Raw genomic sequence first — 19914 nt, 5'->3', positions numbered from 1 at the left:
GCGGGGACCTGCCCTTTGTCGTAGCCACCGTGGCGAGGGAGTCCGGCCACCTGGATGTGAGGGCCGCCTCGACGCCTTACTGCTCAGGCACCAGGCGCCTGGGAGCCACCCGGGCGCCTGCTACAGACCCTCGGGCCAGTCGTACGAAGAGGGCACCCGCACCTTGTCGTCAGGGGAGCCGTAGACGATCGCGATCTCCTCATGTGCGGTCAGTTGCAAGGCGGCGGGGTCACCCGTACGCTCCTTGCCGTTGACGTACACGTGCAGTTCCTTGCCGCCGCCGGTCCTCAGTGGACCGAGTGCGTCCTTGCTGATCGGCACGTTCCACTCGGTCATGAACTCACCGAGCGTGAAGTCCCGCTTCACGGGCGACTCGATGTGCACGACACCCGAAGTGTCGTGCGTGTGCAGTGGACTGATCTGCTGCGCGGCCTCGTCGATGCCGACCTCGGCCGGAACCGTCACCACCCTGCCATCCACGTACACGTCCAGGTGGCTGTGGATGTGCAGCACCTGGCCTTCCTGGCCGAGCATGGGCAGCCCCGCCGCCTTCACATGTGCCGAGGCGTCGGCGGGCGCTGGCCAGGACAGCGTCGAGGTGGAGGGGCGGCTGCCCTTGCTGTCGGCGGCGTCGGTCTTGCTCGATGAACCATCGCCGCCGTTCGACCCGCAAGCCGTCAGCAGGGCTGCCCCGGCCAGCACCGCCATGCCCGTCGCGATACGTCGATTCCGCATGGGTATGAGTGTCTTCCTGTTCAGCCGAACTGGACGGAACGCTTGGCGAGCCCCATCCAGAAGCCGTCGATGATGCTGCGCTGACTGCCGAGTTCGGACTCGCCGGCGCCGAGCGTAACGAACAACGGCGCGAAGTGTTCGGTACGCGGATGCGCCAGCCGCCCTGAGGGAGACGCGTGCTCGAAGTCCAGCAGCCCGTCGACGTCCTGGGCACCCAATGCCCGATGCCCCCAGTCGTCGAACTCGGTCGACCAACTCGGCGGCCCGCTGCCCGCGTGCCGCAGCGCCGCCAGATTGTGCGTGAAGAAACCGCTGCCGACGATCAGCACCCCCTCATCACGCAGCGGCGCGAGCCTGCGCCCGATGTCCATCAGCTTCTGCGGCTCCAGCGTCGGCATCGACACCTGGAGCACCGGGATGTCGGCGGCCGGAAACATCTCCACCAGTGGCACGTATGCGCCGTGGTCCAGGCCGCGGTCGGGCACGTCCTGCACCGGCCGCCCGGCGCCGCGCAGCAGCTTGCGCACATCCTCGGCGAGCGCCGGGGCACCAGGCGCGTTGTACGTCACCTGGTAGTAGTGCTCGGGGAAGCCCCAGAAGTCGTACACCAAGGGCACGCGGCTGGTCGCGCCGATTGCCAGGGGCGCCTCCTCCCAGTGCGCCGAGACGATCAGGATCGCCTTCGGACGGGGCAGGGCGGCCGCCCAGGCGGCGAGTTCCCCCGGCCACACGGGGTCGTCCGCCAGTGGCGGCGCGCCGTGCGAGAGATAGAGCGCGGGCATGCGCTCCGGTGTCGCCGTGGTCATCGCGCCTCCTTGAAGATTCAAGCGTATGTCCAGACGGTATCCGATGCGCTTGAAACTTCAAAGAGTGGCTTCGGGTGGCGTCCGCACCCAGCCGGCCGGGCGGGTGGCGGGCTCAGGTGAGCCGCTTCTCGAACCACGCCACGTCGTGGTAGTCGCCGAACTTGCGACCCACCTCCTCGTAAAGGCCGATCTGCCGGAACCCGAACCGCTCATGGATGCGCACCGATGCGTCATTTGGGAGAGTGATGCCCGCGTACGCCCGGTGGACGTCCTCGCTCGCCAGCTCCTCGAAAAGCCGCTGGTAAAGCAAAGTCCCGATGCCGCGCCCGCCAACGTCCGATGCCAGGTAGATGCTGCTCTCCACCGACGTCGCGTACGCGGCCTTCGGGCGGAACGCGCTACTGGTCGCGTAGCCGAGAACTCGCCCGCCCGAACCGGGTATCCGAGCAACCATCAGCCGATGAGGGCCGTCTTCCGGATGGGAGAGCAGCCACGGACGGCGTTCACCGGGCGTGAGGGGGGCGATGTCGAACGTGACGGCTGTCTCGCGGACGTAGTGGTTGTAGATGTCCGTCAGGGCCGCCAGATCGGCCTCGCCGCCAGGGCCGACCTGCACGTTCATACGATCTGCCACCATGTGGCACCTCTGTGTGGCCGAACAGGATACTGCATGATCATAAAAAACAGGTGACGACATGGGAATTGTGTCCGTATTCCAGTCGTTATCCAGAGCGGATGGGGAAGCCGCAGAACTAAGGAAGCCGACGAAGCGACCGACCTGATCCTACAAAGAGACCGACCGCACCTTCGAAAGGGAGCACGCATGGCAACCCGTGCCGTCGCCCGTCGTCACGCAGGCGGGACCAGCAGCGTTCGCGCCGCAGGCGGGGAAGTCGCCGACCGCGACCTCGTCGGCATGTACCTGGACGAGATCGCGCGCACACCGCTGCTCGACGCCGCCAGGGAGGTTGAGCTCTCCCGCGACATCGAAGCAGGCGTCTACGCGGAGCGCATACTCGCCGCCGCCGCCGAACTGCCCGCATCCGCGGGCGGCGACGCCAAGCGGGAGGAACTCGAAGCGCTCGTCGCCACAGGCGAACGCGCCAAGGACATCTTCATCCGTTCCAACCTACGCCTGGTCGTCGCCGTCGCTCGACGCTACCCGCGCAGTGGTCTGCCGCTGCTCGACCTGATCCAGGAAGGGAACGCCGGCCTGGTTCGCGCCGTCGAGAAGTTCGACTACGCCAAGGGCTTCAAGTTCTCCACCTACGCGACCTGGTGGATTCGCCAGGCCATCACGCGTTCCATCGCCGACCAGTCCCGCACCATCCGGCTGCCCGTCCACCTCGTCGAGGAACTCGGCAGGATCCGCCGCGTCCAGCGAGAATTCAACCGTGAGAACGGCCGCGACGCCGAACCCTCCGAGATCGCCACCGAACTGGGATCCACCCCGGAACGCGTCTCCGATGTCCTGGACTGGGCCCGCGACCCGGTCTCGCTCAACATGTCGGTCGACGCCGAAGGCGAAACCGAATTCGGCGACCTCGTCGAAGACGGCGCCGCGCCTTCCCCGGAGGACTCCGTCCTCGTCATGCTGCGCCGCGAGGAGCTCGACGGCCTCATCGACCGTCTCGACGACCGCACCGCGTCCATCATCCGGGCCCGCTACGGCATCGTGGACGGCCGCGAACGCACTCTGACCGAGGTCGGCAAGGAACACGGCCTTACCCGCGAACGCATTCGCCAGATCGAAAAGCATGCCCTCGCCGATCTCAAGCGGATGGCGCGCGCCACCGGCCTGGACTACGAAGCGGCATAACCGCACCGCCACGCAACCCGTGGCCCCAAGACCCGAACCCCGGTGCATCCCCCCCGCGCCGGGGTTCGGCCTGTCCTGCCGACGCCGACCGGGCACGGAATGAGACGCTGCCTGCCATGAGCGACGACCGCGCCGGCAGCAGCGAAGACCCCGATGCACCGGATCTACCGGACCCCCCCGGTGAACGTCCCGACGAGCCACACCACAGTGGCCTCGGAGCCCGTCTGAACTGGCTGCGCGCCGCCGTCCTCGGCGCCAACGACGGAGTGGTCTCTACCGCCGGCATCGTCGTCGGCGTCGCCGGAGCCACCGACTCCCGCTCCGCACTCCTCACCGCCGGTCTCGCCGGACTGCTCGCCGGCTCCCTGTCGATGGCCGCCGGCGAGTACGTCTCCGTCAGTACCCAGCGCGACTCCGAGCAGGCCGCCCTCGCCGTCGAACGCGAAGAACTCGCCGCCACCCCCCAAGCAGAGCTCGCCGAACTCACCGGCCTGCTCGAAGAACGCGGCATCACCCACGAGCTCGCCCGCGAGGTCGCCGAGCAACTCACCGCCCGCGACGCCCTGGGCGCCCACGCACGCGTCGAGCTCGGCATCGATCCCGACGAACTCGCCAATCCCTGGCATGCGGCCTGGGCAAGCTTCGTCTCCTTCACAGCCGGCGCCTTGCTGCCGCTGCTTGCCATCGTGCTGCCGCCGCACGGCTGGCGCCTGACCGTCACCGTCGTCTCCGTGCTCGTCGCGCTCGTCACGTGCGGTCGGATCAGCGCTCGCCTCGGCAATGCCCCGGTACGCCCCGCCGTCGTCCGCAACGTCGCGGGTGGTGTCATCGCGATGGCCGTCACCTATGCCGTCGGCACACTCCTCGGGGCCACCGGGGTCTGAGGCAGACCCTGGCACGTATCCAGGACCACAACGAGCACCACATCCAGACCCGCCAGTCGGCGAAGCCAGCCGGACAGCGGAAGAAGGCGGCGCGGCTCAATCGGAGCTGTCTGCTTCCGGGCCGTCCAACCGCCCCGTGCGCAGGAACCGCTCCAGGCAATCCAGATATGGCGCGATGTCAATGCCCTGCTTGGCCAGCCACGCGTCCGCATAGTACTTCTCCACATAGCGTTCGCCCGGATCACACAGCAGCCCGACGACGCTGCCGTGCTCACCGCGCTCACGCATCTCGGAGATGATTCGGAAAGCCGCCCAAAGGCCGGTCCCCGTCGAGGCTCCGGCCCTTCGTCCCAGCAGCTTCACCAGGACGCGGACGGCGGCGACCGAGGCCGCGTCCGGCACCCGCATCATCCGGTCGATCGCACCCGGCACGAAACTCGGCTCCACCCGCTGCCGGCCGATCCCCTCGATCCGCGACCCGGTCGCCGTCGTGACACCCGGGTCGCCGTCCCGCCAGCCCGGGAAGAATGCCGAGTTCTCCGGATCGGCCACGCAGATGCCCGTCGTCGCCTGCGCGTACCGTACGTACCGGGCCAGCGTCGCAGAGGTGCCCCCCGTCCCCGCGGTCGCCACGATCCAGGTCGGGACCGGATGGCGTTCGGCGGCCATCTGCCTGAAGATCGACTCCGCGATGTTGTTGTTGCCCCGCCAGTCCGTCGCGCGCTCCGCGTACGTGAACTGGTCCATGTAGTGGCCGCCGGTCTCCCCGGCCAGCCGGGCGGCCGCCTCGTACACTTCGCTCGGGTTGTCGACCAGATGGCACCGGCCGCCCTGGAACTCGATCAGTTCCACCTTCGCCTGTACCGTTCCGCGGGCCATCACGGCCACAAAGGGGACACCGATCAGGCGGGCGAAGTACGCCTCCGAGACCGCCGTCGAGCCGCTCGAAGCCTCGATCACCGGGCGCCCCGGTCGGATCCATCCGTTGCATAGGGCGTAGAGGAACAGGGAGCGGGCCAGTCGGTGCTTGAGCGAGCCCGTCGGATGGGTCGACTCGTCCTTCAGATAGAGGTCGACGCCCCAATCCGCCGGGAGCGGAACTGACAGCAAATGGGTATCGGCGGACCTGTTGGCGTCGGCATGGACCTTCGCCACAGCAGTGCTCAACCAGCGACGGTACGCGTGGTCGCTGCGGTCGATGTCCAGTACCTGCACGAGTCCGCTTGCGGGTGGTGGCGCTGGGGACGGCGTCGGCTTCGGGGTGTCCATGAGGCCAGGTATATCCGGCCTGGCGCCTCCAACGGACACTTTGGGTATCTCTGTACACCTTCTTGGGTGGGGACGGCTCCCGTGAGTCCTGCGCAGCGCCGTACCCTGGTGCCATGAGCACAGGTGACGAGTCCGGACGCGAGCCCTCGGCTTCGGGCACTAGGCCCGCCGTCGGCCCCTCCTCGGGCGGCCCGTCGGCCGACGCCGCGTCGGCCCCCGCGGGTGCCGGATTGGTCTTCGACGACCCGCTCGACCGGCTATCGGCTGACGACACCGACCGGGGCTGGGGCGACTCTCCCTCGGGCGGGGTGGACGACGACTTCACGCGGTTCCTCAACGAGAAGCCGCCGCACCACATCTGAAGCGGTTCCAGCCCGCCGACGCCGTCACCGGTCCCACGGACCGTGTTCGCCACGCCGATCAGCTGCTGGCGCCACCGCAGGACGCGACCAGGACGTCCGGCAGCAGCACGATCTCGTCGGCTTCGGGTGTCTTGCCTCGCATAGCCGTCTCCAGCGGCTTGCACCTTGCGGCCTTGTGCGCCAGGTAGCGGATCGTCGGCATGGTCTTGGGAGAGTACGCGACTGCCGCCGCGGTGATCGGGAACGTCAGGCTGACGCTCAGCACCGACCCCCACATGATCGGAGCGCCGCCGACCACGTTGCCCTTGCCATTCGCCTTGCACGGTCCTTTGCGACAGGACGAGTACCCAGCGAGTCCCTTCATACCGAATGCACCGACGAGCAGGTTGATGAACCCGCTCACCACCGAGTTCACGACATTGCTGCACGCGGCACCTATGAACGCCGCGGCCGCGAGATCGATCGTTTTCCCGCGTGTGATGAATTCCTTGAGCTCTGCCGCCAGGCTTGGGCTGCCCTTGCCGCCCACCGTTGTACCTCCCGTCGGACCTCGCTGTGGCGAATTGATGTGCGTCGTCAGGGAGGGCGTTGGGAGACGAGGCTGTCCGATTTCCTCTCGCGAACGGATGATTCAGCACATCGCCACCCCCAGGGGCGACGTCGCGGCCGCTCCGGACAGCGCCGCGGCCGTACGACGAGGCACGGCCAGCACGATCAGCGCCCCGCCACCAGCGCCGACGTTCTCGGGCGCTACGGGTGCCGCCTGCTGAGGCTGGGCGGAGTTCGGCGGCACTGAGACGACGGCGACGTTCGAAGCCACCACACGGGCGCCGGCGAGCACATCCACGTGCTCGCCCGGGTGCAGAAGAGCTACCGCCTCGGGATCGGCGATCCGCACGGGCGCCTTCACCAGCCGCGTCGCGGGACTCACATGCGATGCGGCGGCGGTCGGTGAGGTTGGCGCGGTCGCGCGGAGTGCCGCCAGATTGCGTGGTGGCGAGGCACCGTGCGCCGAGGACACGGCGACTACTGCAGCCGCCACGGCCAACCCGGTGGCAAGGTGCCGCCGTTTGCGTCGAAGTACCGCACCGAGTCTTCCCCCGCCTCGTCCGCTGGCGCGGATGGGTGGGAAGACCGGCACCGCGATGCGCGGCGGCGTGTACGGCTCAGGCGAGCCTGATGTCGATTTGAGGTGCGACCCAGTGGGAACGCAAGCAGAAGACAAGGGGGGATTGGGGAAATGCATGCTCGAACACCGCCCGACGTGGAGGGAGATAGCCGACCGCAATCAGTCGGCGTATCCACGATGGCGCATTTTCTGCAGCACCGTTCGAGCCCCTGTGGATAACAGGCGTCCTGTGGAAAACCGGCTGCCCATCGGGGTGAAAAGTATTCTGCTCGTTGACTTACGGGGCCGGTGTCGCTAGGGAAGCGTGATGCCGGCTTCCTGGCCGCCCAGCGGGTTCACGCACAGGCAGTTCCGCTCGCTGTCGGCGGGCAACGCCCCGACCACATCGAAGAGGACGTCGCGCATCCGCCCGACGTTGGCCGAGAACACCTCAAGGACCTCCTCGTGCGAGACTCCGTCGCCGGTGTCCGCGCCTGCGTCCAGGTCTGTAACCAGCGTCAACGACGTGTAGCAGAGGCCGAGTTCCCGGGAGAGTACTGCCTCGGGATGTCCGGTCATCCCCACAACCGACCATCCCTGTGCGGCATGCCATAGGGATTCCGCGCGCGTGGAGAACCGCGGCCCTTCCACGACGACCAGCGTCCCCCCATCCACGGCTTCCCAGCCGCCCGCCCTCGCGGTGCTGATCGCGGCGCTCCGGCCGACGGGGCAGTAGGGATCGGCGAAGGTCACATGCACCACGTTGGGAGTCTTGCCGTCGGCCCGGGTCTCGCCGTCGAAGTACGTCTGGACGCGGCCTTTCGTCCGATCGACCAGCTGGTCGGGAACGAGGAGAGTGCCGGGGCCGTATTGCGCGCGCAAGCCTCCAACCGCGCATGGCCCGAGGATCTGGCGTGCTCCGACCGACGCGAGTGCCCACACATTGGCGCGGTAGTTGATCCTGTGCGGCGGCAGGTGGTGCTTGCGACCATGCCGCGGCAGGAATGCCACCCGGCGTCCAGCGACCTCGCCGATGAACAGAGAGTCGCTGGGAGCACCGTAAGGAGTATCGACGGTGACTTCTGTCACATCGTCGAGAAATGAGTAGAACCCCGATCCACCGATGACGCCGATCTCGGCCTGCGCCCGCGCGGCGCTGCTCTCCACCATGCGGATCAGCCTAATCGGCGGCTGGCGACGCAACGAACCCCTGCTGTAAGGACAGCAGGGGTTCGTAAGGTCTTCGAGTGCCGAGCAGGCGGTGAATGTGCGGGTCAGGCGGCCGAAGTGCTGCTCGACGACGAGGAGGTGCCAGACGTCGTCGTGCTGCTCGAGCTCGACGATTTGCTGCTTTCGGTGGACTTGGCGTCCGAACCGCCACTCTTGGGTGCCGGAGTGCTACTCGACGACGAGCCGCGGCTGTCGGTCCGATAGAAACCGGAGCCCTTGAAGACCACGCCCACTGCCGAGAAGACCTTGCGCAGCCGTCCGCCGCAGTTGGGGCACTCGGTCAGCGCGTCGTCGCTGAACTTCTGCACCGCCTCTAGGGCCTCGCCGCACTCGGTGCACTGGTACTGGTACGTCGGCACTTGCTCCTCCTGGCACTCTCACTTGTTGAGTGCTAACGACGCTCAATAGTGCAGTATTTCCCGCCGTCAGTCCACTGAGACCGGCGGACGGTGACCGATCCCACCCGTCACGCCCGCTCCGGAGGGAGCGGGCACCAGCCGCCCGCGGAGTCCAAGGAGCACCGCGAGTGCCAGCGATGTGCCCGCCAGCGGCACCGTGAAACCGGCCGACGAACCTTGAGCGTCGGTCAGCAGACCGGCCAAAGTCACCGCTATCGCCTGCCCGAACGCGACTGCTCCGGTCAACCATGTGAACGCCTCGGTCCGAGCCGTTCTCGGCACCAGAGCGTCGACAAGTGAGTACCCGGTCACGATCGTGGGCGCGATGAACAGACCTGCGATCAAGGGAAGCACGCTCAACAAGGCGAGGGAGTGGGCGGCCAACAGAGGCGCGCAGGCCACCGCGAGGCCCACATAGGCGGCGAGTAGCCGAGTGCGGGGCGCGTGGCGCCAGGAGACGGCACCGTAGACCGTGCCAGCCAGCATGTTACCGGCCGCGAACGTGCCGTAGAGCACGCCGTTCAGCCCTGGTCGGCCGATCTCCTGTGTGAACGCGGCGAGCGACACCTGCATACCGCCGAACACTGCGCCGACGCCTAGGAACGCAACCACCAAGGCGCGCACCCCCGGCAGCGACAAAGCGGAGGCGTTCGTGCCTCCGCCGTCCGCCGACGATTGGTGCGGCCTCGGTTCCGACCGTCGTTGGGCCGCGAAGAGTATGCCGCCGATGAGCGTCAGTGCGGCTTCGGCTACCAGCCCGGCCGCCGGGTGGACGCCTGTGCACAGCGCTGTCGCGATGACAGGACCCACGACAAAGGTGAGTTCGTCGGTCACCGACTCGAAGGCGGCCGCGGTCTGCATGAGAGGCGACGAGGGGTCGTCCAGCGCGACAGCCCAGCGCGATCGCACCATGGGTCCGACCTGGGGGACGGTGGCGCCCGCAGGTACGGCTGTGGCGAGGAGCGCCCACGCGGGCGCTCCGGACACGGCCAGCACCACCACTGCGGTGACGGATAGCGCGTGCAGGGCGACTCCTGGCAGCAGCACCGCGCGCTGCCCGTAGCGGTCGGCGAGTCGGCCGCCTTGCGGAGCACACAATGCGCTCGCCGCCCCCGTAATGGCCGCCGCGGCACCCGCCATCCCGTAGGAACCGGTCACATGCCGCACCAACAGCACCATGCTGATGGTGAGCATCGCGAACGGTTGCCGCGCGGCGAGGCCGGGCAGGACGAATGCCCATGCTCCGGTGGTGCGCATAAGGCCGCGGTACCCCGGGCTTCGAGTTCCTCCGTCCGGCTTTGCGCCGGGCGTGGTCGGGCCGGACGCACCTGGCGGAGGTTGGGGAGACGAAGAAGGCAAGGGGGACGGTGAAGAGGTGGGCACCTTGGATGCCACGTTCCGGACTTTCTGCCGCCTGGTGACGCGTGCACGCACCTATGGTCGCGCTTGCGCCGAGGACCGTCCGCTCAGCGCGATAACCGCGCCGGTCCTGCGTCAGGCAGGGGTCGCACTCGACAAATACCGGCTCATCATACGTAAACCTCACCTCATCCGTGCCACCGGAAGTCATCGGCCGCTGCTCAGCCAGCCCGCCAGCTTGCCGCCGCGTCCGACGGCGCGAAGCCTGTCCTCGGTCGCGTCGCGTACGGGATCGGTGGTCACGACGAGCAGTTCGTCCCCTCTGCGCAACATCGTCGCCGGCAGAGGCACGAAGCTCTTGCCGTCGCGCACCACGAGCGTCACAGCAGCGCCTTGTGGCAGTCTGAGCTCGCCGACCTCGACGCCGTGCATCTTGGAGCCGCTCGGGATCGCGACGGACAACAGGTGCCCCTGCAGCCGTTCCAGAGGCGCGGACTCGATGCCCAGGTCGGCGGTCCCGGCCCCGTCGACATCGCCCAGGTGCAAGTGCCGAGCCATCCAGGGCAGTGTTGGCCCTTGCACCAGGGTGTAGATGATCACAAGGACGAAGACGATGTTGAAGATCCGTTTGCTGTCCGTGACATCGGCGACCATGGGGATGGTCGCCAGGACGATAGGCACCGCGCCTCTCAGCCCAGCCCACGACATCAGCGCCTGGTCGCGCCATGGGACACCGAACGGCACCAGGCTGACGACGACCGACACGGGCCGGGCGACCAGCGTGAGGAAGAGTCCGATGATGATGGCAGGCACGATGTCATCGCCCAGCTCGTGCGGCGTCACCAGGAGCCCGAGCAGGACGAACAAGCCGATCTGCGCGATCCAGCCGAGTCCTTCGGCGAAGCCGCGCGTCGCGGGGCGGTGCGGCAGCTTGGCGTTGCCAAGGATGAGTGAGGCGATGTAGACCGCGAGGAAGCCTGAGCCGTGTGCCATGGCGCCGGCAGCGTAGGCGGTCACCGCGATGGCCATGACGGCGATCGGGTACAAACCCGACGCGGGCAGGGCGACGTGCTTGAGTCCGTACGCGCCGATCCAGCCCACCGCGAATCCGATAGCGGCGCCGATCACCAGTTCCAGCGCGATCTCGCCGAGCAGCTGATACCAGTGGTCGATGGGGCCGGCCGCGGAGAACGCCACCACGAGGATCACCACCGGGGCGTCGTTGAACCCTGACTCCGCCTCCAGGACGCCAGTCACCCGTTTGGGAAGCGAGATGTTCCGCAGTACCGAGAACACCGCGGCAGCGTCCGTCGACGACACCACCGCGCCGATGATCAGCGCTTGGCGCCAGCCGAGGCCGACCAGGTAGTGCGCGGCACCGGCGGTGACGAACACGCTCGCCAGCAGGCCGACGGTGGCCAGGACGGCGGCCGCAGGAACCACAGGCTTGATCTCGTGCCACTTTGTGCCGAGGCCGCCCTCGGCGAGGATCACCACCAGCGCCGCGTAGCCCAGCACTTGGGTGAGCTGAACATCGTCAAAGGTGAAGCCGAACAGGCCGTCCTGCCCGATAATCACGCCGATGCCGAGGTAGATGAGGAGCGTCGGAAGCCCGCTGCGTGAGGCGAGCCGCACGGCGATCACAGCGACCAGGAGGACCGAGGCGCCGATCAGCAGGATCTCGTTCAGGTGGTGGACAGTCAGGGGCTCGATCCTTTCAACTTCATTGCCTTACCTAATAATTTACCCTCGCTTGACGTTCCTTGGTTCACGGCATGGTCACCTGGACGCCGCGTCTCCCGGGCGCAGGCCGTACGCCTATGGTTGCCCTTGCACAACCAGCACTTGATCATCCGGTCCACCCTGCCCCTCGAAGGACAGCGATGCCCGCACGGAAGAAGTCCCGCCGCCTACGACTCATCGTGATTGCGGTCGTGCTCCTGCTCGTGGCGGGCCTCGGCTACGGGTCGTACTGGAGCGTCAGCACGGTGCGCGCCTCCTTCCCGCAGACGTCGGGCTCCTTGAAGCTCAAGGGCCTGTCCGCGCCGGTCGATGTCGACCGGGACGCCAACGGCATCCCGCAGATCTACGCAGACACCCCCGACGACCTCTTCCGCGCCCAGGGCTACGTTCAGGCGCAGGACCGCTTCTACGAGATGGACGTGCGCCGCCACCTCACCTCAGGGCGGCTGTCGGAGATGTTCGGCAAGAGCGAGGTCGAGACTGATGCCTTCCTGCGCACCCTGAACTGGCACGGCATCGCGCAGAAGGAGTACGACACCGAGCTCGACGCCTCCACGAAGGAGTACCTGCGCGCGTACACCGATGGTGTCAACGCGTATCTGAAGGACCACAGTGGCGCCTCGCTGTCGGTGGAGTACGCCGCGTTGTCCTTGAGCAACAACTACAAACCGGAGCCCTGGACACCCGTCGACTCGGTTGCGTGGTTGAAGGCCATGGCGTGGGATCTGCGCGACAACATGCAGGACGAGATCGACCGCACCCTGATGACGAGCCGACTCAGTCAGGCGCAGATCAAGCAGCTCTATCCCGACTATCCCTACAGTCGCAATCAGCCGATCGTCGAGGCGGGGACGGTCGACCCGACCACCAAGATGTACACGCCTGCAGGTTCGGCCGACTCGCAGAACTCCACCAGTTCAAGTGACCCGCAGGGTCTCAGCAGCACGGTCGACACCCAGCTTGCCGGGATTTCTCAGATCATCGACCAGATGCCCACGCTGCTCGGTCCGACCGGCAGCGGCATCGGCTCGAACTCCTGGGTGGTGTCCGGTCAGTACACGACGACGGGCAAGCCGCTGCTCGCCAACGATCCGCACCTTGCGCCGCAGCTGCCGTCCGTCTGGTATCAGATGGGCCTGCACTGCCGCACGGTGAGCAAGGCGTGCCCCTACGACGTCACGGGCTTCACCTTCTCAGGCATGCCCGGTGTGATCATCGGCCACAACCAGGACATCGCCTGGGGCATGACCAACCTGGGCGCCGATGTGACCGACCTGTACCTGGAGAAGGTCACCGCCAAGACGTATCTGCGCGACGGCAAGCAGGTGCCGTTCAAGACGCGTCTCGAGACAATCAAGGTCGCCGGCGCTAAGCCTCGTACGATCACCGTCCGCGAGACGAACAACGGTCCCGTGATCTCCGACCGCAGCGACGAACTTCGCACCGTCGGCGAGACCGCGCCCGTCACCGATCCGCCGGGGGGCGTCAATGGCGGCTACGCGGTTGCTCTGAACTGGACCGCGCTGCAGCCGTCGAAGACCATGGACGCCGTCTTCGAGCTCGACAGGGCGACGGATTTCACCCAGTTCCGCGGGGCGGCCGCGGACTTCGCCGTGCCGTCGCAGAACCTCATCTACGCCGACACCAAGGGCCACATCGGCTACCAGGCGCCCGGTAAGGTCCCGATCCGCGCCGCAGGCGACGACGGCACCTATCCCGTGCCCGGCTGGGACTCGCAGTACGACTGGAAGAAGTACATCCCCTTCAAGTCGATGCCGTACGAGTACAACCCGCCGAGCGGCTACATCGTCACCGCGAACCAGGCCATCATCGACCAGAGCAAGTATCCGTACCTGCTGACGAACGACTGGGACTACGGCACCCGCAGCCAGCGCATCAACGACCTGATCGCGTCGAAGATCAAGGACGGCGGCAAGATCTCCATGGACGACATGCAGTCCATGCAGAACGACGACAGCAGCGAGATCGCCAAGCTGCTCGTGCCGTACCTGTTGAAGATCAACATCACGAATGACAAGGGCAACTATGTGCGTGACGCACAAAAGCTGCTCGAAGGATGGGACTACAACCAGGGTTCGGACTCGGCGGCTGCCGCGTACTTCAACGCGGTGTGGCGCAACGTCCTGAAGCTGGCGTTCGGCAACAAGCTGCCCAAGGAGCTACGTCCCAAGGGCCAATGTCTGAGGGTGCCGCCCGTCGGGGAGACGGGTCCGGTCGACAACCTCGACGGCAAGCCCAAGACAATCGAGGAGTGCGGAGAGCGGGACGCCGACGAGGCGCAGCCCGACGGCGGTGACCGCTGGTTCGAGGTGGTCCGCAACATCCTCCAGCACCCCGACGGCCAGTGGTGGACGATGTCCACGACCGCGTTCTTCGGTGTCGATCAGGACGTGTCCCACCACAGTGACCGCGACCAGCTGCTCGAGCAGGCCATGAAGGATGCCCGCTATGAACTGACCGCCAAGCTCGGCAAAGACATAAACACCTGGAGCTGGGGCCGTCTCCACAAGCTGGACCTGAAGAACCAGACGCTGGGCACCGATGGTCCCGGAGCCCTGAAGTGGATGCTCAACCGCGGCCCCTGGCAGCTCAGCGGCGGCGAGGCGGCCGTCGACGCCACCGGCTGGAACGCGGCCGGCGGGTACGACGTCGAATGGGTGCCCTCCATGCGGATGATCGTCAACCTCCAGGACTTCGACAAGTCCCGCTGGATCAATCTCACAGGCGCATCAGGTCACGCCTACAACGCCCACTACACCGACCAGACGAGCCTGTGGGCCGCGGGGAAGCTGCTGCCCTGGTACTTCTCCGACAAGCATGTCGACCAGGCCGCTAAGGCGAAGATGGCGCTCACCCCGTAGCGGCGCCCCCGGGGTGACGGAAGCGGTGCACGCCCTCGGGAGTGATGGCGGCGTCGACGAGGTGGTCGTGCGGTTCACACGGAACCGCGTCGACCACCTCGTGCGAGTACAACAGCACCGCGAGTGCGGGATGTGTCCCGGCCGCGGCCAGGAGCTCCAGTACCCGGTCGTACGAGCCGCCACCGCGGCCCAGGCGCACCCCGTGGTGGTCCACGGCGAGCCCGGGCAGCAGCACCGCGTTCGCCTCGGTGACGGCCTGTGGTCCCAGGAGCTCGCCCACGGGCTCCAGGAGACCGCGGGAGGTGCGTTCAAGGGTGCCGGTGCCGTCGTAGCCGGCCCAGTCGAGGTCGTTGTTGTCCTGGAGTACAGGAAGAAGCACACGTGTGCCGTGGGCCTGCAGGGCGTTGATCAGATCATGCGTCCCGGGCTCTGTTCCCATGGACGCGTAGGCGGCCACGGTCTCGGCGCTTGCCAGTGGAGCCCAGTCACGTACCCTCTGGACCAGTGCCGCGCTCGCCGCTTGGCGTTCACCCACGGTCAACGCGCGCCTGGTCTCAAGGAGTCGTGCCCGCAACTCGGCCTTGCGCATTCGGATCTCGCTCATACCATGCCCAAGCGTTGTGTATAAGCCATAATCCACCCGTTCTTCATCTTCTCCACATTCTTCGCCGCTATGGTGCACGGCATGACGAGTACACGTACACGGATCTCCAAGGCTGTCATCCCGGCGGCGGGGCTCGGCACCAGGTTCCTGCCAGCCACCAAGGCCACTCCCAAGGAGATGCTGCCGGTGGTGGACAAGCCGGCGATCCAGTACGTGGTCGAGGAGGCAGTTGCGGCGCAGCTGTCTGATGTGCTGATGGTCACCGGACGTAACAAGCGGCCGTTGGAGGACCATTTCGACCGCAACTACGAGCTCGAGGAAGCCCTCCGCCGCAAGGGCGACGAGTCCCGGTTGGCGAGGGTCCGCGAGCCGAGTGACCTCGCCACCATGCACTACGTGCGCCAGGGCGACCCCAAGGGGCTGGGCCACGCCGTGCTGTGCGCCGAACCGCACGTCGGAGAACAGCCGTTCGCGGTATTGCTCGGCGACGACCTCATCGACCCGCGCGACCCGCTACTGTCACGGATGATCGCAGTCCAGGAGGAGTACGGGGGGAGCGTCGTGGCGCTCATGGAGGTCGAGCCGACCAGCATCCACCTGTATGGGTCGGCCGCCATAGTGCCCACCACTTACTCCGATGTCGTGCGTGTCACCGACCTGGTCGAGAAGCCAGAGACCTCGCAGGCGCCGTCCTTCTACGCCGTCATCGGACGGTACGTGCTCGACCCCGGGGTTTTCGAGGTGCTCAAGAAGACCCAGCCGGGTCAAGGCGGCGAGATCCAGCTCACCGACGCCCTGCGCGAGTTGGCCCACCAGGAGGCTGACGGCGGCCCGGTTCATGGCGTCGTCTTCACCGGTCGCCGCTACGACACCGGCGACCGTGGTGACTATCTGCGTGCGATTGTCCGACTGGCATGCGAACGTGAAGACCTGGGGCCCGATTTCAGGACCTGGCTGCGTTCGTACGTCAATGAGGAGATGCAAGAGTGAGTCACGACGTCGATCGTTTGTGGTCCGTCACAGAACACCTGGACAACATCCTCGGACAGCTCTCCCCACTGGACCCGATCGACCTGCAACTCCTCGACGCCCAAGGATGCGTACTGGTCGAGGACGTGACGGTGCCGACCTCGCTGCCGCCGTTCCCGAACAGCTCCATGGACGGTTATGCCGTCAGGGTTGCCGACACCAAGGCGGCGACACCTGAGCACCCCGCCGTGCTCGACGTGATTGGCGACATCGCTGCCGGTAGCGGAGAGCCGCCCAGTGTGGGACCCGGTCAGGCCGCCCGCATCATGACCGGCGCCCCGCTCCCCCCCGGTGCCGAGGCCGTCGTCCCCGTCGAGTGGACCGACGGCGGTACAGGCGGCGGACCGGCCGACTCCATGGCGTCCTTCGGTGACGACCCCGGGGGCGCCAGTGGCGAGGTGCGTGTGCACAAGGCGCCGGAGACGGGGCAGTTCGTGCGGGCCCGCGGCAGCGACGTCATGGCGGGGGAACTGGCGCTCGCTGCGGGCACTGTGCTCGGCGCGCCGCAGATCGGGCTGCTGGCGGCGATCGGCCGCGGCACGGTCACCGTCCGACCGCGTCCGCGGGTCGTGGTCGTCTCCACAGGCAGCGAGTTGGCCCAACCAGGTGAGGAGTTGGGCCCGGGCCGTATCCACGACTCCAATAGCTTCGCCCTCACCGCCGCGGCCAGGGCTGCCGGCGCCATCGCCTACCGGGTCGGCGCCGTTGCAGACGAGGTTGAGACGCTGCGTGCCACTATCGAGGACCAACTCATCCGCGCCGACGTCATCGTCACCAGCGGGGGAGTCAGCGTCGGCGCCTATGACGTCGTCAAGGAGGCGCTGTCGTCACTGGGCGGCTCGTTCGGCGCGGGTGCGGAGGAGGCCGCCGGATTTGTCGACTTCCGCAAACTCGCCATGCAGCCAGGTAAACCGCAAGGTTTCGGGCGGATCGGCCCCGAGCACACACCGCTGCTGGCGCTGCCCGGCAACCCGGTGAGCGCGTATGTGTCGTTCGAGGTGTTCGTACGACCGGTCATTCGCACGCTGATGGGCGCGAGTGACGTTCATCGGAAGGTCGTACAAGCAGCATGCACCACTGCGATCGAGGACTCGCCGGATGGCAGGCGGCAGTTCCTGCGCGCGCAGTACGACAAGCGGTCTGGTGCCGTCACTCCCGTGGGTGGCGCCGCGTCCCACCTGGTCAGGTCCCTTGCACATGCCGATTCACTGATCGTCGTACCGGAGGCCGTCACCTCGCTTGCCGCGGGCAGCGAAGTCGACGTGGTCGTGCTGGACTAGGTCCCAGACATCCCGGCTCGCGGGCCAGCGCGCCGCGCCCGGGCGCAGGCCGGTACGGTGTCTGCCCAGGCGACCGCACCGGGAGAACGATGAGCAGCGCGCAGCAGCACCTCACCCACGTAGACGAGGCTGGCGCAGCCCGTATGGTCGACGTCTCCGCGAAGGACGTCACTGCACGCACCGCGCGTGCCACGGGTCGCGTCCTGGTGGCTCCCCGAGTTGTCGAACTCCTGCGCGCCGACGGCCTGCCGAAGGGTGACGCGCTTGCTGTCGCGCGGATCGCCGGCATCATGGGTGCCAAGCGCACCCCTGACCTCATCCCGCTGTGTCACCCGCTGTCGTTGTCCGGTGTGAATATCGACCTGACGGTCGCCGATGAGGCGGTCGAGATCACCGCGACGGTCAGGACCACTGACCGCACGGGTGTCGAGATGGAGGCGCTGACCGCTGTTGCGGTCGCCGCGCTCACCGTCGTCGACATGGTCAAGGCCGTCGACAAGGGTGCCGTCGTCACCGATGTGCGGGTCGAGGAGAAGACCGGCGGCAAGTCCGGTGACTGGCGGCGGTCATGACCGCGCACAGCGGCGACCGACCGCCGGGCCCGCCGCGCGCCCTGGCGATCACTGCGTCGAACCGGGCCTCCGCAGGGGTGTATGAGGACTGTGGTGGCCCGCTGATCGTTGCTGCTCTGACCGAGTGGGGCTTCGCGGTGGACGGCCCCCGGGTCGTGCCCGATGGAGAGCCCGTGCGGGAGGAGCTCACCGCTGCGGTCGGCGCGGGTTACGACGTCGTGGTCACCACCGGCGGCACCGGGGTCTCGCCGACCGACCGCACCCCCGAGGTGACCCGGGCGGTGCTCGACTACGAGGTACCGGGCATCGCCGAGGCGATCCGTGCGGCAGGTGGGCGGAAGGTGCCGACCGCGGCACTGTCCCGTGGTGTTGCGGGAGTCGCCGGCCGCACCCTGGTGGTGAACCTTCCCGGTTCGACTGGCGGGGTGAAGGACGGCCTCGCGGTGCTCGCGCCGATTGTCGTACATGCCGTCGATCAGATCCGTGGCGGCGATCACCCGAAAGAGCAGCCGGATCATCACTCAGGCGATGATCCGCAATCCGTCACTGGGAGACCGAGCTGAACGGGTCCTGGCCGGCCGAGTTGGTGGACGGTGACATCACCCTCCGCCCGATCCGGATGCGCGACCAGCGCGCATGGCGCGAGGTCAATCGGCGCAACCGCGACTGGCTGCGCCCCTGGGAGGCCACGGTGCCGCCCGCGCCGCCGGGGCAGGTCGTGCAACGTCCCACGTACCGTCAGATGGTCAGACATCTGCGCAGGGAGGCGAACGCCGGGCGCATGCTGCCGTTCGTCATCGACTACCAGGGGCGGCTGGCGGGTCAACTCACCGTCGCGGGAATCACCTGGGGCTCCATGTGCTCCGCGCACATCGGCTACTGGGTGGACGAGGCGGTTGCCGGCCGGGGGGTGATGCCAACGTCCGTCGCGCTCGCCGTGGACCACTGCTTCCGGCGGGTCGGACTGCATCGGGTGGAGGTCTGTATTCGCCCCGAGAACGGGCCCAGTCGCCGGGTCGCCGAAAAGCTCGGCTTCCGTGAGGAGGGTCTGCGTCCGCGCTATCTGCATATCGACGGCGGATGGCGCGACCACCTCGTCTACGCGCTCACGGCGGAAGAAGTGCCGGACGGGCTCCTCGGCCGATGGCGGCAGGCGAGACCGGGCGCTCCCCAGAAATGAAACTATTGTTCGACGGCAAAGCTCATCGCACACTCATCGCACAAAAATCTCGACGTATCAGCCAGATCGTGCGACACACCGGGCCGAATTGCCAATGGCGTGTCTCGATCGCCCCTACCGTGTAGCACGTGAGCAGTAGCGGCCTCATCTATGCAGTCATCGTCGGGGCCTGGGCTGCCTACCTGGTGCCGATGTGGCTCCGTAGGCAGGATGAGCTCAACGAGGCGCGTCCGACGGAACGCTTCAGCACCGCCATCCGGCTGTTGTCCGGGCGCGCGGCGATGGAGCGGCGCGTCGCGAAGGCGCGCGGTGAGACCGTCGACCCCACCGCCGACGCTCCGGACGACGCCGACCCGGATGAGCTGGACGAGCCGGACGGGTCGGTCGACGTCCGGGGCTTGGCCGTGCCCGCGACCGAGGTACGGCGCCCCGCCCCGCGTCCGGCGCCCTCGGCCTCCCAGGCCCCCGGCGCCCAGGCGACCGGCCCTCGGAGTGCGGTCAACCAGCGCGCCCAGCTGCTCGCCCGCCGCCGCCGCACCACCACCATGCTGTTCCTCGCCTTCACGATCGGCGCCATCGCCGCGGCCGTCGGCGGGGTCGCGCTGCTCTGGGTCCCCGCCATCCCAGCGGTCCTGCTCACCTTCTACATCGGTC

General features: G+C 67.5%; 21 protein-coding genes. 10 read left to right on the top strand and 11 right to left on the bottom strand.

What is annotated here, in order from left to right:
- Positions 1 to 120: 120 nt before the first annotated feature.
- The 3 genes from AC13HU_RS09195 to AC13HU_RS09185 all read right to left on the bottom strand — a co-directional run bounded on the left by AC13HU_RS09195 (position 121) and on the right by AC13HU_RS09185 (position 2163).
- Positions 121 to 735, bottom strand: coding sequence for a hypothetical protein (locus AC13HU_RS09195; protein WP_483041281.1), 615 nt, complete (start codon positions 733 to 735; stop codon positions 121 to 123).
- Positions 736 to 755: 20 nt separating this feature from the next.
- Positions 756 to 1541, bottom strand: coding sequence for a dioxygenase family protein (locus tag AC13HU_RS09190; RefSeq protein ID WP_483041280.1), 786 nt, complete (start codon positions 1539 to 1541; stop codon positions 756 to 758).
- Between the two features lie 112 nt (positions 1542 to 1653).
- A complete protein-coding gene (locus AC13HU_RS09185) occupies positions 1654 to 2163 on the bottom strand; it encodes a GNAT family N-acetyltransferase (RefSeq protein WP_483041279.1) in 510 nt (169 codons plus the stop codon).
- A gap of 201 nt (positions 2164 to 2364) precedes the next feature.
- Between AC13HU_RS09185 and AC13HU_RS09180 the strand changes: the two genes are divergently transcribed.
- Both AC13HU_RS09180 and AC13HU_RS09175 read left to right on the top strand, forming a co-directional pair.
- Complete coding sequence (locus AC13HU_RS09180) at positions 2365 to 3360, top strand: sigma-70 family RNA polymerase sigma factor (RefSeq protein ID WP_483041278.1); 996 nt, start codon at positions 2365 to 2367, stop codon at positions 3358 to 3360.
- A gap of 116 nt (positions 3361 to 3476) precedes the next feature.
- Positions 3477 to 4244 carry a VIT1/CCC1 transporter family protein gene (locus AC13HU_RS09175; RefSeq protein WP_483041277.1) on the top strand — a complete coding sequence of 256 codons (768 nt, stop codon included), beginning with the start codon at positions 3477 to 3479 and terminating at the stop codon, positions 4242 to 4244.
- Between the two features lie 96 nt (positions 4245 to 4340).
- Here the strand turns inward: AC13HU_RS09175 and AC13HU_RS09170 are convergent, their stop codons facing one another.
- Positions 4341 to 5513 (bottom strand): PLP-dependent cysteine synthase family protein, encoded by a 1173-nt coding sequence (locus AC13HU_RS09170; protein ID WP_483041276.1) that lies wholly within the window; start codon positions 5511 to 5513, stop codon positions 4341 to 4343.
- Positions 5514 to 5626: 113 nt separating this feature from the next.
- Here AC13HU_RS09170 and AC13HU_RS09165 point away from each other — a divergent pair, with 113 nt between their 5' ends.
- Positions 5627 to 5875 carry a hypothetical protein gene (locus AC13HU_RS09165; RefSeq protein WP_483041275.1) on the top strand — a complete coding sequence of 83 codons (249 nt, stop codon included), beginning with the start codon at positions 5627 to 5629 and terminating at the stop codon, positions 5873 to 5875.
- A gap of 58 nt (positions 5876 to 5933) precedes the next feature.
- Here AC13HU_RS09165 and AC13HU_RS09160 read toward each other — a convergent pair whose 3' ends face one another.
- The 6 genes from AC13HU_RS09160 to AC13HU_RS09135 all read right to left on the bottom strand — a co-directional run bounded on the left by AC13HU_RS09160 (position 5934) and on the right by AC13HU_RS09135 (position 11674).
- Positions 5934 to 6404, bottom strand: a complete 471-nt coding sequence (locus tag AC13HU_RS09160) for an MscL family protein (protein ID WP_483041274.1) — start codon at positions 6402 to 6404, stop codon at positions 5934 to 5936.
- Positions 6405 to 6506: 102 nt separating this feature from the next.
- Positions 6507 to 6806, bottom strand: a complete 300-nt coding sequence (locus AC13HU_RS09155; RefSeq protein WP_483041273.1) for a hypothetical protein — start codon at positions 6804 to 6806, stop codon at positions 6507 to 6509.
- Positions 6807 to 7298: 492 nt separating this feature from the next.
- On the bottom strand, positions 7299 to 8153 hold the full coding sequence (locus tag AC13HU_RS09150; protein ID WP_483041272.1) for an S-methyl-5'-thioadenosine phosphorylase: 855 nt from the start codon (positions 8151 to 8153) through the stop codon (positions 7299 to 7301).
- Between the two features lie 104 nt (positions 8154 to 8257).
- Positions 8258 to 8572 carry an FmdB family zinc ribbon protein gene (locus tag AC13HU_RS09145; RefSeq protein ID WP_483041271.1) on the bottom strand — a complete coding sequence of 105 codons (315 nt, stop codon included), beginning with the start codon at positions 8570 to 8572 and terminating at the stop codon, positions 8258 to 8260.
- 66 nt (positions 8573 to 8638) lie between these two features.
- A complete protein-coding gene (locus AC13HU_RS09140) occupies positions 8639 to 9868 on the bottom strand; it encodes an MFS transporter (RefSeq protein WP_483041270.1) in 1230 nt (409 codons plus the stop codon).
- Between the two features lie 309 nt (positions 9869 to 10177).
- Positions 10178 to 11674: a potassium/proton antiporter gene (locus tag AC13HU_RS09135; protein ID WP_483041283.1), complete on the bottom strand. Its 1497-nt coding sequence runs from the start codon at positions 11672 to 11674 to the stop codon at positions 10178 to 10180.
- A gap of 179 nt (positions 11675 to 11853) precedes the next feature.
- Between AC13HU_RS09135 and AC13HU_RS09130 the strand changes: the two genes are divergently transcribed.
- The gene (locus AC13HU_RS09130) at positions 11854 to 14595 is read left to right on the top strand and encodes a penicillin acylase family protein (RefSeq protein WP_483041269.1); all 2742 of its coding nucleotides are present in this window, start codon (positions 11854 to 11856) and stop codon (positions 14593 to 14595) included.
- Here AC13HU_RS09130 and AC13HU_RS09125 read toward each other — a convergent pair.
- Positions 14585 to 15199, bottom strand: a complete 615-nt coding sequence (locus AC13HU_RS09125; RefSeq protein WP_483041268.1) for a 5-formyltetrahydrofolate cyclo-ligase — start codon at positions 15197 to 15199, stop codon at positions 14585 to 14587. The two genes, AC13HU_RS09130 and AC13HU_RS09125, sit on opposite strands and share 11 nt — an antisense overlap.
- An 81-nt stretch (positions 15200 to 15280) precedes the next feature.
- On the opposite strand from AC13HU_RS09125, the gene galU reads away from it, so the two are divergent.
- From galU to sepX, 6 genes are all read left to right on the top strand, one after another.
- On the top strand, positions 15281 to 16189 hold the full coding sequence (gene galU, locus AC13HU_RS09120) for a UTP--glucose-1-phosphate uridylyltransferase GalU (protein ID WP_483041267.1): 909 nt from the start codon (positions 15281 to 15283) through the stop codon (positions 16187 to 16189).
- Positions 16186 to 17508, top strand: a complete 1323-nt coding sequence (glp, locus tag AC13HU_RS09115) for a molybdotransferase-like divisome protein Glp (protein WP_483041266.1) — start codon at positions 16186 to 16188, stop codon at positions 17506 to 17508. The genes galU and glp overlap by 4 nt, the downstream gene beginning before the upstream one ends.
- Before the next feature lie 89 nt (positions 17509 to 17597).
- Entirely contained in the window at positions 17598 to 18080 is a 483-nt protein-coding gene (moaC, locus tag AC13HU_RS09110; RefSeq protein ID WP_483041265.1) for a cyclic pyranopterin monophosphate synthase MoaC, read from the top strand.
- Positions 18077 to 18643, top strand: a complete 567-nt coding sequence (locus AC13HU_RS09105) for a MogA/MoaB family molybdenum cofactor biosynthesis protein (RefSeq protein WP_483041264.1) — start codon at positions 18077 to 18079, stop codon at positions 18641 to 18643. The genes moaC and AC13HU_RS09105 overlap by 4 nt, the downstream gene beginning before the upstream one ends.
- Positions 18640 to 19260 carry a GNAT family N-acetyltransferase gene (locus AC13HU_RS09100; protein WP_483041282.1) on the top strand — a complete coding sequence of 207 codons (621 nt, stop codon included), beginning with the start codon at positions 18640 to 18642 and terminating at the stop codon, positions 19258 to 19260. Before AC13HU_RS09105 ends, AC13HU_RS09100 begins: the two co-directional genes overlap by 4 nt.
- Positions 19261 to 19388: 128 nt before the next feature.
- Positions 19389 to 19914 (top strand): divisome protein SepX/GlpR (sepX, locus tag AC13HU_RS09095; protein WP_483041263.1); only part of this gene is annotated, 526 nt, incomplete at its 3' end.

The sequence above is a fragment of the Streptomyces sp. NH27 genome (genome assembly GCF_056859195.1).
Note: the sequence above shows the minus strand (reverse complement) of the source record. Positions and strands in the feature narration are given on the sequence as shown.